Raw genomic sequence first — 14,076 nt, forward strand, 5'->3', positions numbered from 1 at the left:
CGGCGAAGTCGGTGGTTCCGCTCTTCTACGATCACCCGGTGACGCCCGAGCAGCTCAGTTCCCTCGTCCGCTCCGTCGTCGCCGCGGCCGTCGAGCGCGGCACCCTCGCGGTCGCCGTCCCCGACGACGTCGTGGTGGAGCGCCCGCGCAACCCCGAGCACGGCGACTACGCCACCACCGTGGCGCTCAAGCTGGCCAAGCAGGCCGGCCGGCCGCCCCGCGAGGTGGCCGAGCTGCTGGCCGCCGACCTGCGCGAGCAGCCCGGTGTCGAGCGGGTCGACGTGGCCGGTCCGGGGTTCCTCAACGTGACGTTCACCTCCGGCGCGCTGGGCCAGATCGCCGTCGACGCGGTGACGGCGGGGGAGGCCTACGGCCGCACCGACGCGTTCGCCGGGTTGAAGGTGAACCTGGAGTTCGTGTCGGCCAACCCGACCGGGCCGGTGACCCTGGGGTCCACCCGGTGGGCGGCGGTCGGCGACGCGCTGGGCCGGCTGCTCACCGCGACCGGGGCTCAGGTCAGCCGGGAGTACTACTTCAACGACGCCGGGTCCCAGATCGACCGGTTCGCCCGCAGCCTGATGGCCGCCGCGGCGGGCCGCCCGGTGCCCGAGGACGGCTACGCCGGTGACTACGTCGCCGACATCGGTGCGCAGGTCGTGGCCGCGGAGCCCGGCGTCCTGGACCTGCCCGAGGACCAGCAGCAGGAGCGGTTCCGGGTGCGCGGCGTCGAGCTGATGTTCGCCGAGATCAAGACCTCCCTGGCCGACTTCGGCGTCGTGTTCGACACCTACTTCTCCGAGGCCACGCTGCACGCCAGCGGGGCGCTGGAGAAGGCCATCGGCACGCTGCGCGAGCGGGGCCACGTCTACGAGGCCGACGGCGCCACCTGGCTGCGCACCACGACCTTCGGCGACGACAAGGACCGGCCGCTGGTCAAGAGCGACGGGGACTACACCTACTTCGCCGCCGACTGCGCCTACTACCAGGACAAGCGCTCCCGCGGGTTCGACCGGGTGGTGATCATGCTGGGCGCCGACCACGCCGGCTACGTCGGCCGGTACAAGGCGCTGGTCGCCGCGCTCGGCGACGACCCCGACCAGAACCTGGAGATCCTGCTCGGCCAGCTGGTCAACCTGGTCAAGGACGGCGAGACCGTCCGGATGAGCAAGCGCAAGGGCAACTTCGTGCTGCTGGCCGACCTGGTGGAGGCCGTCGGCGCCGACGCCGCCCGGTACGCCCTGGCCCGGGCCTCGGTCGACCAGCAGATCGACCTGGACCTGGACCTGTGGAGCAGGGCCGCCAGCGACAACCCGGTCTTCTACGTCCAGTACGCCCACGCCCGGATCGCCTCGCTGCTGCGCGGTGCGGCGGACCTGGGCATCGCCACCGGGCTGGACGCCGGGGACCCGGCGGCGGTGGACGCCACCCAGCTGGCCCACCCGCGGGAGGTCGACCTGCTGCGCGCGGTCGCCGAGTTCCCCCGGGTGGTCACCGCGGCCGCCGAGCTGCGCGCCCCGCACCGGGTGGCCCGCTACCTGGAGGAGCTGGCCGGCACCTACCACCGGTTCTACGACGTGTGCCGGGTGCTGCCGCGCGGCGACGAGGAGGTCACCCCGACCACCGTCGCCCGGCTGTGGCTGTGCGCGGCCACCGCGCAGGTGCTGCGCAACGGCCTGGCCGTGCTCGGCGTGCACGCCCCGGAGCGGATGTGAGGGCGCACCCGGCAGGTCCGCTGCACGGCAACCTGACCCCGCCCTCGGCCGCCGGTGCCCCGCCGGCGTCGCTCGGCGAGCTCGACGGCCAGGTCTGGCCGCGCAGCGCCACCCGGGTCGACGGCGAGCTGCACCTGGGCGGCCGCCCGGTGACCGAGCTGGCCCGCGACCACGGCACGCCGCTGTTCGTGCTGGACGAGGCGGACTTCCGCGGCCGGGCCGCGGACTTCTCCGCTGCTTTCGAGGGCGCCGACGTGCACTACGCCTCCAAGGCGTTCCTGTGCGGCCAGGTGGCCCGCTGGGTCGCCGAGGACGGGCTGCACCTGGACGCCTGCAGCGGCAACGAGCTGGCCGTCGCGCTGGCCGCCGGGTTCCCGGCGCACCGGATCGCGCTGCACGGCAACAACAAGTCCGTGGTCGAGCTGGCGCTGGCGGTGGACTCCGGCATCGGGCACGTGGTGCTGGACTCCTTCGACGAGATCGACCGCCTGGTGCCGCTGGCCGCCGCCCGGGTCGCCGCCGGCGGCGCACCCGTGCCGGTGCTGATCCGCTCCACGGTCGGCATCGAGGCGCACACCCACGAGTTCATCGCCACCGCCCACGAGGACCAGAAGTTCGGGTTCTCCCTGGCCACCGGGGACGCACTGGCCGCTGCGGTGCGCTGCGTGTCCGAGCCGGCGCTGGAGCTGGCCGGGCTGCACAGCCACATCGGCTCGCAGATCTTCGACACCGCGGGCTTCGAGGCCGCCGCGCACCGGGTCGTGGGCCTGATGGGCGCCGTCCGGGACGCGACCGGGGTGGTGCTCCCCGAGCTCAACCTGGGGGGCGGCTTCGGCATCGCCTACCTGCCCGACGACGACCCGGTCGCCGCGCACGACGTGGCGGTCAAGCTGCGGTCGGTGGTCGCCGCCGAGTGCGCCGAGCTGGACCTGCCGGTGCCCCGCCTGGCCGTCGAGCCGGGCCGGGCGATCGCCGGCCCCGGCACGGTGACGCTCTACGAGATCGGCACGATCAAGCCGGTCCGGCTGGGCGCCTCGGGCTCCCCGGGCACGCCGATGGTGCGCAACTACGTCTCGGTGGACGGCGGGATGAGCGACAACATCCGCACCGCGCTCTACGACGCCTCCTACACCTGCGTGCTGGCCAACCGGGTCTCCGCGGCGCCCCCGGCGCTGTGCCGGGTCGTGGGCAAGCACTGCGAGAGCGGGGACGTGCTGGTCCGCGACCTGTGGCTGCCCTCGGACGTGGTCCCCGGGGACCTGCTCGCGGTGGCCGCCACGGGTGCCTACTGCTGGTCGATGGCCTCGAACTACAACTACCTGCTCAAGCCGCCGGTGGTCGCCGTGCGGGACGGGGTGTCGTCGGTGGTCGTCCGACGGCAGACACTGTCCGACGTGTTCGCCCTCGACGCCGTCCTCACCGACGTCCCCCCGCCGGTGCCCGCGCCCTCCCAGCCCTCGGTGGGGGTGCAGCGGTGACCCCGCCCGTGGACGCGCCCGCGCCGGAGCCGCTGCGGGTGGCCCTGCTGGGCTGCGGCACGGTCGGGTCGGCGGTGCTCCGGCTGCTGGCCGACCAGGCCGCCGACATCACCGCGCGGGTCGGCCGCCCGGTCGAGGTCGCCGGGGTCGCCGTCCGGCGCCCGGACCGGCACCCCGAGGTCCCCGCCGAGCTGCTGACCACCGACGCCCACGCCCTGGTCACCCGGCCCGACGTCGACCTCGTGGTCGAGGTCATCGGCGGCATCGAGCCCGCCCGCGAGCTGATGCTCGCCGCGTTCGCCGCGGGCAAGAGCGTGGTCAGCGCCAACAAGGCGCTGCTGGCCGACGACGGGGTCGCGCTGCACGCCGCGGCCGCCGACGCCGGCGTCGACCTGTACTACGAGGCCGCCGTCGCCGGGGCCATCCCGCTGCTGCGCCCGCTGCGCGAGTCCCTGGCCGGGGACCAGCTCACCCGGGTGGTCGGCATCGTCAACGGGACGACGAACTACATCCTGTCCCGGATGGCCGAGACCGGTGCCGGCTTCGCCGAGGCGCTGGCCGAGGCCACCGAGCTGGGCTACGCCGAGGCCGACCCGACCGCCGACGTCGACGGCTTCGACGCCGCGGCCAAGGCCGCCATCCTCGCCTCGCTGGCCTTCCACTCCCCGGTGGTGGCGAGCGACGTCTACCGCGAGGGCATCTCGGCGGTGTCCTCGACCGACGTGGCCCGGGCCGCCGAGATCGGCTGCACGGTCAAGCTGCTGGCGATCTGCGAGAAGGTCGCGGGGGAGTCCGGCGACGCGATCGCCGTCCGGGTGCACCCCGCGATGATCCCGACCAGCCACCCGCTGGCCGCCGTCGGCGGGGCGTTCAACGCCGTGTTCGTCGAGGCCGAGGCGGCCGGGCAGCTGATGTTCTACGGCCAGGGCGCCGGCGGGCAGCCGACCGCGTCGGCCGTGCTGGGCGACCTGGTCGCGGTGGCCCGCAACCGGGTCGCCGGGGTCGCCGGACCGGGGACGACGAGCTACGCGGGGCTGCCGGTCGCGCCCATGGCCGACACCCCGACCCGCTACCACGTCAGCCTCGACGTGGCGGACAAGCCGGGCGTGCTGGCCACCGTGGCCCAGGAGTTCGCCGCGCAGGGCGTGAGCATCTCGACCGTCCGCCAGGACGGCGCCGGCGAGGCCGCGACCCTGGTCATCGTCACCCACCGGGCCCCCGACGCCGCCCTGTCTGCCACGATCTCCCGGCTGCGCGGGATGCCGGCCGTCCGGGCCGTGACCAGCGTGCTCCGCGTGGAGGGACTGCAATGACCGCGTCACCGTTCTGGCCGGGGCTGATCGAGGCCTACCGCGACCGCCTGCCGGTGAGCGCCACGACCCCGGTGGTGACGCTGCAGGAGGGCGCCACCCCGCTGGTGCCGGCGCCGGAGCTGTCCCGCCGGACCGGGTGCGAGGTGTTCCTCAAGGTCGAGGGCGCCAACCCGACCGGGTCGTTCAAGGACCGCGGCATGACGATGGCCATCACCAAGGCCGTCGAGGAGGGCGCGCAGGCGGTCATCTGCGCCTCCACCGGGAACACCTCGGCCAGCGCCGCGGCCTACGCGGCCCGCGCCGGGCTGGTCTGCGCCGTCCTGGTGCCGCAGGGCAAGATCGCCACGGGCAAGCTGGCCCAGGCGCTGGTGCACGGGGCCAAGCTGCTGCAGGTCGAGGGCAACTTCGACGACTGCCTGGCGCTGGCCTCCAAGCTGGCCATCGACTACCCGGTCAGCCTGGTCAACAGCGTGAACCAGTACCGCATCGAGGGGCAGAAGACGGCGTCGTTCGAGATCGTGGACGTGCTCGGCGACGCCCCGGACATCCACTGCCTGCCGGTCGGCAACGCCGGCAACATCACCGCCTACTGGCAGGGCTACCGGGAGTACTCCATGGATTCCGACACCCCCGGCCCGGCGACCCACCGCCCCCGCATGTTCGGGTTCCAGGCCGCCGGCGCCGCCCCGATCGTGAACGGGGCCGTGGTCGAGAACCCGAGCACCATCGCGACCGCGATCCGGATCGGCAACCCCGCGTCCTGGACCAAGGCGCTGGCCGCCCGCGACGAGTCCGGCGGCCGGATCGACGCCGTCACCGACCGGGCGATCCTGGCCGCCTACCGGCTGCTGGCCCGCACCGAGGCGGTGTTCGTCGAGCCGGCGTCGGCCGCGTCGGGGGCCGGCCTGCTGCAGGTGGCCGCCGCCGGCGAGCTCGAACCCGGGCAGCGGATCGTGTGCACGGGGACCGGCAACGGCCTCAAGGACCCCGAGTGGGCCATCTCCGGCGCCCCCGCGCCGGTGACCATCCCGGTGGACGCCGCCGCCGCTGCCGGGCAGCTGGGCCTGTGAGCACCGTGATGGGGCCCTCGGTCCGCATCCGGGTGCCGGCCACCAGCGCCAACCTCGGGCCGGCCTTCGACAGCGCTGGCTTGGCGCTGAGCCTCTACGACGAGCTCGAGGTCTCCGTCGCCGACGGCCTGGAGGTCGTCGTCGAGGGGTACGGCGCGGCCGACCTGCCCCGCGACGAGGACCACCTCGTGGTGCGGGCCTTCCGGGCGGCCTGCGCCGACCTCGGCTGGGCACCGCCTGGCCTGGCCCTGCACGCCCGCAACGGCATCCCGCAGGGCCGCGGCCTGGGGTCCTCGGCCGCCGCGGTGATCGCCGGCATCCTCGCCGCCTGGGCGCTGTGCCCGGCGGTCGTCGGCGTCGACGACGAGCGGGTGCTCGCCCTCGCCGACGCGATCGAGGGCCACCCCGACAACGTCGCGGCCTGCCTGCTGGGCGGGCTGACGCTGTCCTGGTCCGGCCCCGACGGCGTGCGGGCGACGTCGCTGACGGTCCACCGGCAGGTCACCCCCCTGGTGTGCGTGCCGACCTCGACGCTGTCCACCCACGTCGCCCGCGGCCTGCTGCCCGACCTGGTGCCGCACGGCGACGCCGCGTTCAACGCCGGCCGGTCCGCGCTGCTGGTGCACGCGCTGACCACCGCGCCCACCCTGCTGATGGAGGCGACCGAGGACCGGCTGCACCAGCCGCAGCGGGCCTCGGCGATGCCGGGGACGGCGGCGCTGGTGGCCGACCTGCGCGACGCCGGGCACGCCGCGGTGGTCTCCGGGGCCGGGCCGGGCGTGCTGGTCGTGGACGCCCGCCCCGAGGACGCCGCCCTGGTGCGCACCGTCGTCCCCGAGGGGTGGGAGGTGCTGGACCTGGCGGTCGAGCCCGCCGGCGCGCGCATCCGGTACGGAGACCGTGCTGTATCGTCCTGATCGCCTGGGAAGGCACCGGGGGCAGCCGGTGTCGTGGGCTGCACCGGCCGGTGTCTAGGCTGGCCGCACAGCCGCCCTCGGGCGTGCCTCATCGCGAGACGTCGACGACGTGCGACTGCCGTCCTTCGCCTCGTCCCCACAGCCCCGTTCCCCCTCCTCGGTCCCGCCGCGGCCTCGTCGCGGCGAACCCGAGAGGGCACCGGGTCACCTCCTGCGCCAGTTGGTGCAGGTCACCGCAGGGAAGGACCTGTACGTGAGCGAGACCACCTCTCTGGTCGCGACGTCCGAGCCGGAGGTGGCGCCGTCGCGGCAACGGGCTGTCGGCGATGCTGCTGCCCGAGCTCCAACGACTGGCCGCCGAANCGCGATGAGCCGCAAGGAGCTGCTGTCGATCCTGCAGGAGCGGGTCGCCGAGCTCGGCGTCACCGTGCACTACCGCGCGCTGGCCCCCGACGTCGAGGAGCTGCGCGCCCCCCCCCCCCCCCTGCGCGCCCCCCCGCCGGGCCGCCGTCCGCCGTGACCTCCACCGACGGGAGCCCCGTCGAGACCCCCGCCGAGGGCCGCCCGGAGCGACCGCAGCGCAGCCGCGACCGCAGCCGTGCCGAGCGCGCCGGCCGCACCGACGGCGACGACACCGCTCGCACCCAGCAGGACGGCCGCGCCCAGCAGGACGGCCGCCCCCAGGGCGACGCCGACCGCGGTCGACCCGCCCCGCGCGACGACGACCGTGACCAGGGCGAGTCCCAGGACCGCAGTGGCCGGACCCGCAACCGCGGTCGGGACGACGACCGCGAGCAGGCCGATACCCAGGACCGCGGTGGCCGCAACCGGGGTCGCGACGACGACCGGGACCAGGGCGACTCCCAGGACCGCGGCGGCCGGACCCGCAACCGTGGGCGCGACGACGACCGGGACCAGGCCGACACCCAGGACCGTGGCGGCCGCACCCGCAACCGCGGTCGGGACGACGACCGCGACCAGGGCGAGTCCGCGGACCGCAACGACCCCCGCAACGATTCCCGCGGTGACCGGTCGGGCAACCAGCAGGGCCCCGACGGCGGCCGCAACCGCGGTGACCGACCGGGCAACCGCCCCGACGGCCGCGCGGACAACCGGCCCGACAACCGCCCCGACACCCGCGGCGACGCCGGGCCCGAGGACGACGACGACGAGTTCGACGGCAACGGCCGGCGCCGTGGCCGCCGCTACCGCGACCGCAACCGCCGCGGCGGCACCACCGGTGGCCAGGGCGGGAGCGGCCGCGACCGCTACGACCAGGGCGAGCCGGCGGTCAGCGACGACGACGTCCTGCTGCCCGTCGCCGGCATCCTCGACGTGCTGGACAACTACGCCTTCGTCCGCACCTCGGGGTACCTCACCGGGCCCAACGACGTCTACGTGTCGCTGTCCCAGGTCCGCCGCTACGGCCTGCGCCGCGGCGACGCCATCACCGGTGCGGTCCGCCAGCCCCGCGAGGGCGAGCGCAAGGACAAGTACAACGCGCTGGTCCGGCTGGACTCGGTCAACGGCCTGGACCCCGAGCAGGCCCGGACGCGGCCGGAGTTCACCAAGCTGGTCCCGCTCTACCCGCAGGAGCGCCTGCGGATGGAGACCGACTCGACGACGCTGACCACCCGGGTGATCGACCTGGTCATGCCCATCGGCAAGGGCCAGCGGGCGCTGATCGTGTCGCCGCCCAAGGCCGGCAAGACGATGGTGCTGCAGGCGATCGCCAACGCGATCACCACGAACAACCCCGAGTGCCACCTCATGGTCGTCCTGGTCGACGAGCGGCCCGAGGAGGTCACCGACATGCAGCGGTCGGTGAAGGGCGAGGTCATCGCCTCCACCTTCGACCGGCCGGCGACCGACCACACCACCGTCGCCGAGCTGTCCATCGAGCGGGCCAAGCGGCTGGTCGAGATGGGCCACGACGTCGTCGTCCTGCTGGACTCCATCACCCGGCTGGGCCGCGCCTACAACCTGGCGGCCCCCGCCAGCGGGCGGATCCTGTCCGGCGGCGTGGACTCCACGGCGCTGTACCCGCCCAAGCGCTTCCTCGGTGCCGCCCGCAACATCGAGAACGGCGGTTCGCTGACCATCATCGCCTCGGCGCTGGTGGAGACCGGGTCCACCATGGACACGGTCATCTTCGAGGAGTTCAAGGGCACCGGGAACGCCGAGATCAAGCTCGACCGCCGGCTGGCGGACAAGCGGGTCTTCCCGGCCGTGGACGTCAACGCCTCCAGCACCCGCAAGGAGGAGCTGCTGATGAGCCCGGACGAGCAGGCCATCGTCATCAAGCTCCGCCGGGTGCTCGCCGCGCTGGAGCCGCAGCAGGCGATCGAGCTGCTGCTGGGTCAGCTGAAGAAGACCCGCAACAACATCGAGTTCCTCATGCAGGTCCAGAAGACGACGCTCGGCGCCGGCCGCGACGACTAGGGCCTCGGTCGGCCGGTCCCCGCGCATGTGGGAGACTTGCCGACCGAGCCCCCGGCGGGCGTGGAACAACCCAGCCCGCCGACGACGTTCATCCCCAATGCACCGGCCGATCCACCTCGGCCTGCCAGACCACAGAGAGGGCGAGGGACATGAAGCCCGACATCCACCCCGATTACCACGAGACCGCTGTGACCTGCGGTTGCGGCAACTCCTTCACCACCCGCAGCACCATCCCCGGCGGCACGCTGTCGGTCGAGATGTGCTCGGCCTGCCACCCGTTCTACACGGGCAAGCAGCGCGTGCTGGACACCGGCGGCCGCGTGGCCCGGTTCGAGAAGCGCTTCGGCAAGCGCGAGACCGCGGCCAGCAAGTAGCACTCCCGACGGCGCCCGCACCGCCCCCCACGAGGGGCGGGGCGGGCGCCGTCGTCGTGTCGTGACCACCGAGGGCAGGAGAGCACCGTGAACGGGACGCCGGACGGCGGTCTCGCCGACCTGCTCGCCGAGCACGCCTCCCTCGAGCTGGAGCTGGCCGACCCCGGCGTGCACGCCGACCAGGCCCGCGCCCGCCGCCTGGCCCGCCGCTACGCGTCGCTGGCCCCGCTGGTGGAGACCTCCCGCGCCCTCGAGGCCGCCCGCGAGGACCGCGGTGCCGCGCTCGAGCTGGCCGCCGAGGACCCGGCGTTCGCCGCGGAGGCCGCGTCGCTGGCCGAGGAGGTCACGCGGCTGGAGGACCGGCTGCGCGAGCAGCTGCTGCCCAAGGACCCCGACGACGACAAGGACGTCATCCTGGAGATCAAGGCCGGCGAGGGCGGCGCGGAGTCCGCGCTGTTCGTCGGGGACCTGCTCCGGATGTACCTGCGCTACGCCGAGCGCCGTGGGTGGGCAACCCAGGTGCTCGACGCCGTCGACGCCGAGCTCGGTGGCTACAAGGACGTCGCCGTCGCGGTGAAGGCCCGCGGCGACGAGGGCATCTGGTCGCGGCTGAAGTTCGAGGGCGGCGTGCACCGGGTGCAGCGGGTGCCGGTCACCGAGAGCCAGGGCCGCATCCACACCTCCGCCGTCGGCGTCCTGGTGCTGCCCGAGGCCGAGGAGGTCGACGTCACCGTCGACCCGAACGACCTGCGCATCGACGTCTTCCGGTCCTCCGGGCCGGGCGGGCAGAGCGTGAACACCACCGACTCCGCCGTCCGGATCACCCACCTGCCCACCGGCACGGTCGTCAGCTCGCAGAACGAGAAGAGCCAGCTGCAGAACCGGGAGTCCGCGCTGCGGGTGCTGCGCTCCCGGCTGCTGGCCGCCGCCCGCGAGGAGGCCGCGGCCACCGCCAGCGACGCCCGGCGGCTGCAGGTCCGCACCGTGGACCGCAGCGAGCGGGTGCGCACCTACAACTACCCGGAGAACCGGATCTCCGACCACCGGGTGGGCTTCAAGGCGCACAACCTGGACGCCGTCCTCGACGGCGAGCTCGACCCGGTCATCGACGCGCTGATGACCGCGCACACCGCCGAGCTGCTCGAGGCCGGCAGCTGAACCCCCGCACGCTGCTGACCGGTGCCGCCGCCCGGCTGGCCGCGGCCGGCGTCGAGTCCCCGCGGGTGGACGCCGAGCTGCTGCTCGCCCACGCGCTGGGGGTGCCGCGCGCCCGGTTGATCACCCTGGACGACGTCGCGGACACCGCCCGGTTCGAGTCCCTCCTGGAGCAACGGGTCGCCCGGGTGCCCCTGCAGCACCTGACCGGGCGCGCGGCCTTCCGGCACCTCGAGCTGTCGGTCGGGCCCGGGGTGTTCGTGCCGCGGCCGGAGACCGAGCAGATCGCCGGCTGGGTGCTGGACCGGGTCGCGGACCTGGCCACGCCGGTCGTGGTCGACCTGGGGACCGGCTCCGGCGCCATCGCGCTGGCGGTCGCCGGCGAGCACCCCGGCGCGCAGGTCACCGCGGTCGAGCGGGACGCCGACGCGATCGCCTGGACCCGGCTGAACGCCGACGCCCGGGCCGCGGCGGGGGACACCCCGGTCACCGTCCTCGCCGGCGACATGACCGACCCGCAGCTGCTGCGCCACCTGGACGGCACCGTCGACGTCGTGGTGTCCAACCCGCCCTACGTGCCCGACGACGCCCGCCTGCCGCGCGAGGTCGCCGACCACGACCCGCCGCTGGCGCTGTGGGGCGGCCCCGACGGGCTCGACGTCGTCCGCGGCCTGCTGCACACCGCTGCCCGCCTGCTGCGCCCCGGCGGCCTGCTGGCGATCGAGCACGCCGACGCCCAGGGCACCTCGCTGCCGGCGCTGGTCCGCTCGCACGGCGGGTTCACCGACGTGGCCGACCACCCCGACCTCGCGGGCCGGCCCCGCTACACGACCGCTCAGTCGCAGAAGCGCGACTCGTAGCCCTCGGTGCCGGGCACCGAGACGTCCAGGTCCCGGCGCTGGACGGCGATCGTGCCGCCGCGGGCGTCGCAGGCCGCCGCGAACGCCTCGTCGGTGTACTCGATCTCGACGACGGCGTCGCCGTAGGCGTCCGTGTAGGCCGCGCACTCGTCGTAGACCTGGCACTGCTCGGTCACGGCGTAGTCGAAGCCCAGCGCCCGCCCGTCGAGGTCGGCGGCGTTCTTCTGCGCGATGTCCAGCCCGGCGTCGTGCGCCCGCTCGACGAGCAGCTCGGCCATGGACCGGGCGTCGTCCTCGCCCAGCAGGTCCTGCGAGCGGGTCCAGCTGTCCAGGTTGTCGGGCTCGACGGCGTCGAAGCCGTCGTCGGCGCAGCGGTCGATCCACCCGCCGACCAGGTCGGCCACCCGGGCCCGCTGGTCGGCGCTGCCGATGTCCAGCAGGAACTCCCCGGGCCAGTCGGGGTCCTCGACCCGGGCTCCGGCCGCGTCGTGCAGGAGCAGGTCCTCGGGGACGTCGTCGGTGCCGGGCTGGGTCTGGAAGGCGTTGACGTAGCAGGCCGACCACAGCCCAGGCGCCGGCGGATCGGTGCGGTCCCGGACCACCCCGGTGACGTCGTCGGCCGGGGGATAGGCGCCGCCCAGCTGGTAGTCCACCCGCAGACCCATGGGGGTGGCCGCGCCGTCGGTCGCGCCGTCGGTCGTGCTGCAGGCGGCCAGCAGCAGCACACCCACCATCAGCAGCCCGCGCACGACCGGAACACTAGGTGGGGGAGACTGGCCGCCGTGGCCGACGTCTACGACTGCACCGACGACGAGCAGCGCGCCGCGGGCATCACCGCCGCCGCTGCCGCGCTCTCCCGGGGCGAGCTGGTCCTGCTCCCCACCGACACGGTCTACGGGGTGGCGGCCGACGCCTTCACCCCCGAGGCGGTCGCCCGGTTGCTGGCGGCCAAGAACCGGGGCCGGAACATGCCGGTGCCGGTGCTGATCGCCGAGGCCTCCACGCTGGCCGGCCTGGTCACCGTCGTGCCGCCCGACGCCCATGCACTGGCCCGGGAGTTCTGGCCCGGCGGGCTCACCCTGGTGCTCGAGCACACCCCGACGCTGTCGTGGGACCTGGGGGAGTCGCAGGGCACGGTCGCCGTCCGGCTGCCCGACGACGACGTCACCCGCGAGCTGCTCCGGCGCACCGGGCCGCTGGCGGTCTCCAGCGCGAACCGGTCGGGCCGGCCCGCGGCCACCTCGGCCGCGCAGGCGGACTACCAGCTCGGCGAGCACGCCGCGGTCGTCCTGGACGACGGCCCGCGCGAGGTGGGGGCACCGAGCACCATCGTCGACTGCACCGGGGACCACCCCCGGGTGCTGCGGGTCGGGGCCGTCGAGGTCGACCGGCTCCGCGAGGTCGTCCCCACCCTCACCGACTAGATGAGTAAGTCCGATTGGATCAGTGGTCGTAGGCGATCAGTGATCTTGTGACTGGTTGGCCGGTGGCGCGGTTGTGCCAGATCGCGGCGGTCAGGGCCAGCAGTCGTTGAGCGATGCGTGCGGTGACACCGGTGAGGGTGCGACCGCCGTGGAGTTCCAGGTCGAGCTGGCCTTTGAGGGTGTCGAAGACCGATTCGACCAGTTGTCGGACCGGTTTGAGCAGGTGCTGGCCGGGGCGTGGTGGGCGGTTGCGGTAGGAGGGGCGCAGTAGGTCGGCGCCGCGGGCGTGCAGGTAGTCGTCCAGTTCGGCGGAGATGTAGCCCTTNCGGCCAGCGTGCTCCCGCTGGCCCTGCCCCTCCTGGTCCCGCTGGCGGTGCTCTTCATCCCGTTCACCGACCTGGTGCTCGCGGTCGTGCGGCGCACCCGCAAGGGCCAGTCCCCGTTCAGCCCGGACAAGATGCACCTGCACCACCGGCTGCTGTCGATCGGGCACTCGCACCGGCGTGCGGTCCTGATCATGTACTTCTGGGCGGCGCTGCTGAGCTTCGGCGCCATCGCGCTGTCCATCTCCGGCGGCACCGTCGAGGTGTTGGTGGTGATCGGGGCGCTGCTGGTGGTGGGGGTCGTCGTCGTCCTCAGCCCGCGGGCCCGGCGGGCCGAGCGGACGGCGGCGTCGGTGGCCGCCTCGGAGACCCGGGTCGCCCGGGCCGGTCGCCGGTGGGGACGGCGGCCCGCCCGGTCCGGTCAGGTGGGCGCCGTACCGTCACGGGCAGGAACGCCCACCCGCGCCCCCGACCCCACCGGAGCACCCCGATGACCCAGCCCGCCGTCCGCCGCGGACCGCGCAGCGCGGCCGGGCCCTGGGACCTGTCCTTCCTGCGGGTCGGCGCGCTCGTCACCGGAGGTCTCGCGGCGGTGGCCGTGCCGGTCGTCGGCCTGACCGCCGGGTGGGCGGCCGCCCTCGGCGTCGTCCTCGGGGCCGCGATCACCACGGCCTTCTTCTGCCTGTCCGGCTACGCCATCGCCTGGGCCGGCAAGATCGACGACTCCTTCACCCTGCCCGCGGCCCTGGGCGCCTTCGTGGTGAAGGTGATCGGGTTCGCCACCCTGCTGCAGGCCCTGCCGGCCGACGGAACCCCGGACCGGGTGGCCACCGCCTGGGCGGTGCTGGTCGGCGCACTGGTGTGGAGCGGGGTCCAGGCGCGGTGGGTGTGGACCCGCCAGCTGTACTACACGACCCCGCCCGCACCGCCGGCCGCATCACCCGATCCGGCAGTTCTGCCACGAGCTGTAGAACACCCCGGTCAGGGTCGCACAGGCGGCTGATAGTG

General features: G+C 74.5%; 14 protein-coding genes and 1 pseudogene. 13 read left to right on the top strand and 2 right to left on the bottom strand.

All coding sequences use genetic code 11. The features are described from left to right. The first annotated feature begins 38 nt into the window (after positions 1-38). The 10 genes from argS to prmC all read left to right on the top strand — a co-directional run bounded on the left by argS (position 39) and on the right by prmC (position 11,321). On the top strand, positions 39-1,712 hold the full coding sequence (gene argS / locus LFA75_RS17085) for an arginine--tRNA ligase (protein WP_225234800.1): 1,674 nt from the start codon (positions 39-41) through the stop codon (positions 1,710-1,712). After that, positions 1,709-3,190 carry a diaminopimelate decarboxylase gene (lysA, locus tag LFA75_RS17090; protein ID WP_225234801.1) on the top strand — a complete coding sequence of 494 codons (1,482 nt, stop codon included), beginning with the start codon at positions 1,709-1,711 and terminating at the stop codon, positions 3,188-3,190. Before argS ends, lysA begins: the two co-directional genes overlap by 4 nt. Then, complete coding sequence (locus LFA75_RS17095; RefSeq protein WP_225234802.1) at positions 3,187-4,503, top strand: homoserine dehydrogenase; 1,317 nt, start codon at positions 3,187-3,189, stop codon at positions 4,501-4,503. The genes lysA and LFA75_RS17095 overlap by 4 nt, the downstream gene beginning before the upstream one ends. Beyond that, positions 4,500-5,573 (top strand): threonine synthase, encoded by a 1,074-nt coding sequence (gene thrC, locus LFA75_RS17100; RefSeq protein WP_225234803.1) that lies wholly within the window; start codon positions 4,500-4,502, stop codon positions 5,571-5,573. The genes LFA75_RS17095 and thrC overlap by 4 nt, the downstream gene beginning before the upstream one ends. Continuing rightward, positions 5,570-6,490, top strand: a complete 921-nt coding sequence (thrB, locus tag LFA75_RS17105) for a homoserine kinase (protein ID WP_225234804.1) — start codon at positions 5,570-5,572, stop codon at positions 6,488-6,490. Before thrC ends, thrB begins: the two co-directional genes overlap by 4 nt. Before the next feature lie 367 nt (positions 6,491-6,857). Next, entirely contained in the window at positions 6,858-7,010 is a 153-nt protein-coding gene (locus tag LFA75_RS17110) for a hypothetical protein (protein WP_225234805.1), read from the top strand. Next, the gene (gene rho, locus LFA75_RS17115; protein WP_225234806.1) at positions 7,007-8,932 is read left to right on the top strand and encodes a transcription termination factor Rho; all 1,926 of its coding nucleotides are present in this window, start codon (positions 7,007-7,009) and stop codon (positions 8,930-8,932) included. Before LFA75_RS17110 ends, rho begins: the two co-directional genes overlap by 4 nt. 149 nt (positions 8,933-9,081) lie before the next feature. Next, positions 9,082-9,306 carry a 50S ribosomal protein L31 gene (rpmE, locus tag LFA75_RS17120; RefSeq protein WP_225234807.1) on the top strand — a complete coding sequence of 75 codons (225 nt, stop codon included), beginning with the start codon at positions 9,082-9,084 and terminating at the stop codon, positions 9,304-9,306. Between the two features lie 87 nt (positions 9,307-9,393). Continuing rightward, positions 9,394-10,464: a peptide chain release factor 1 gene (gene prfA / locus LFA75_RS17125; protein ID WP_225234808.1), complete on the top strand. Its 1,071-nt coding sequence runs from the start codon at positions 9,394-9,396 to the stop codon at positions 10,462-10,464. 14 nt (positions 10,465-10,478) lie between these two features. Next, positions 10,479-11,321, top strand: coding sequence for a peptide chain release factor N(5)-glutamine methyltransferase (gene prmC, locus LFA75_RS17130; protein ID WP_225236082.1), 843 nt, complete (start codon positions 10,479-10,481; stop codon positions 11,319-11,321). On the opposite strand, the gene LFA75_RS17135 is transcribed toward prmC, so the two are convergent. Continuing rightward, a complete protein-coding gene (locus LFA75_RS17135; protein WP_225234809.1) occupies positions 11,297-12,070 on the bottom strand; it encodes an endo alpha-1,4 polygalactosaminidase in 774 nt (257 codons plus the stop codon). The two genes, prmC and LFA75_RS17135, sit on opposite strands and share 25 nt — an antisense overlap. Positions 12,071-12,103: 33 nt before the next feature. On the opposite strand from LFA75_RS17135, the gene LFA75_RS17140 reads away from it, so the two are divergent. After that, a complete protein-coding gene (locus LFA75_RS17140; RefSeq protein ID WP_225234810.1) occupies positions 12,104-12,745 on the top strand; it encodes an L-threonylcarbamoyladenylate synthase in 642 nt (213 codons plus the stop codon). Between the two features lie 19 nt (positions 12,746-12,764). Here LFA75_RS17140 and LFA75_RS24330 read toward each other — a convergent pair. After that, positions 12,765-13,070: pseudogene (locus LFA75_RS24330) on the bottom strand (IS982 family transposase); the annotation flags it as partial. 9 nt (positions 13,071-13,079) lie between these two features. Between LFA75_RS24330 and LFA75_RS17150 the strand changes: the two are divergent. Next, positions 13,080-13,562, top strand: coding sequence for a hypothetical protein (locus tag LFA75_RS17150; protein ID WP_225236128.1), 483 nt, complete (start codon positions 13,080-13,082; stop codon positions 13,560-13,562). Beyond that, positions 13,559-14,071 carry a hypothetical protein gene (locus LFA75_RS17155; RefSeq protein WP_225234811.1) on the top strand — a complete coding sequence of 171 codons (513 nt, stop codon included), beginning with the start codon at positions 13,559-13,561 and terminating at the stop codon, positions 14,069-14,071. The genes LFA75_RS17150 and LFA75_RS17155 overlap by 4 nt, the downstream gene beginning before the upstream one ends. The last annotated feature ends 5 nt before the right edge of the window (positions 14,072-14,076 follow it).

The organism is Klenkia terrae (genome assembly GCF_900491935.1).
Lineage (GTDB): Bacteria > Actinomycetota > Actinomycetes > Mycobacteriales > Geodermatophilaceae > Klenkia > Klenkia terrae.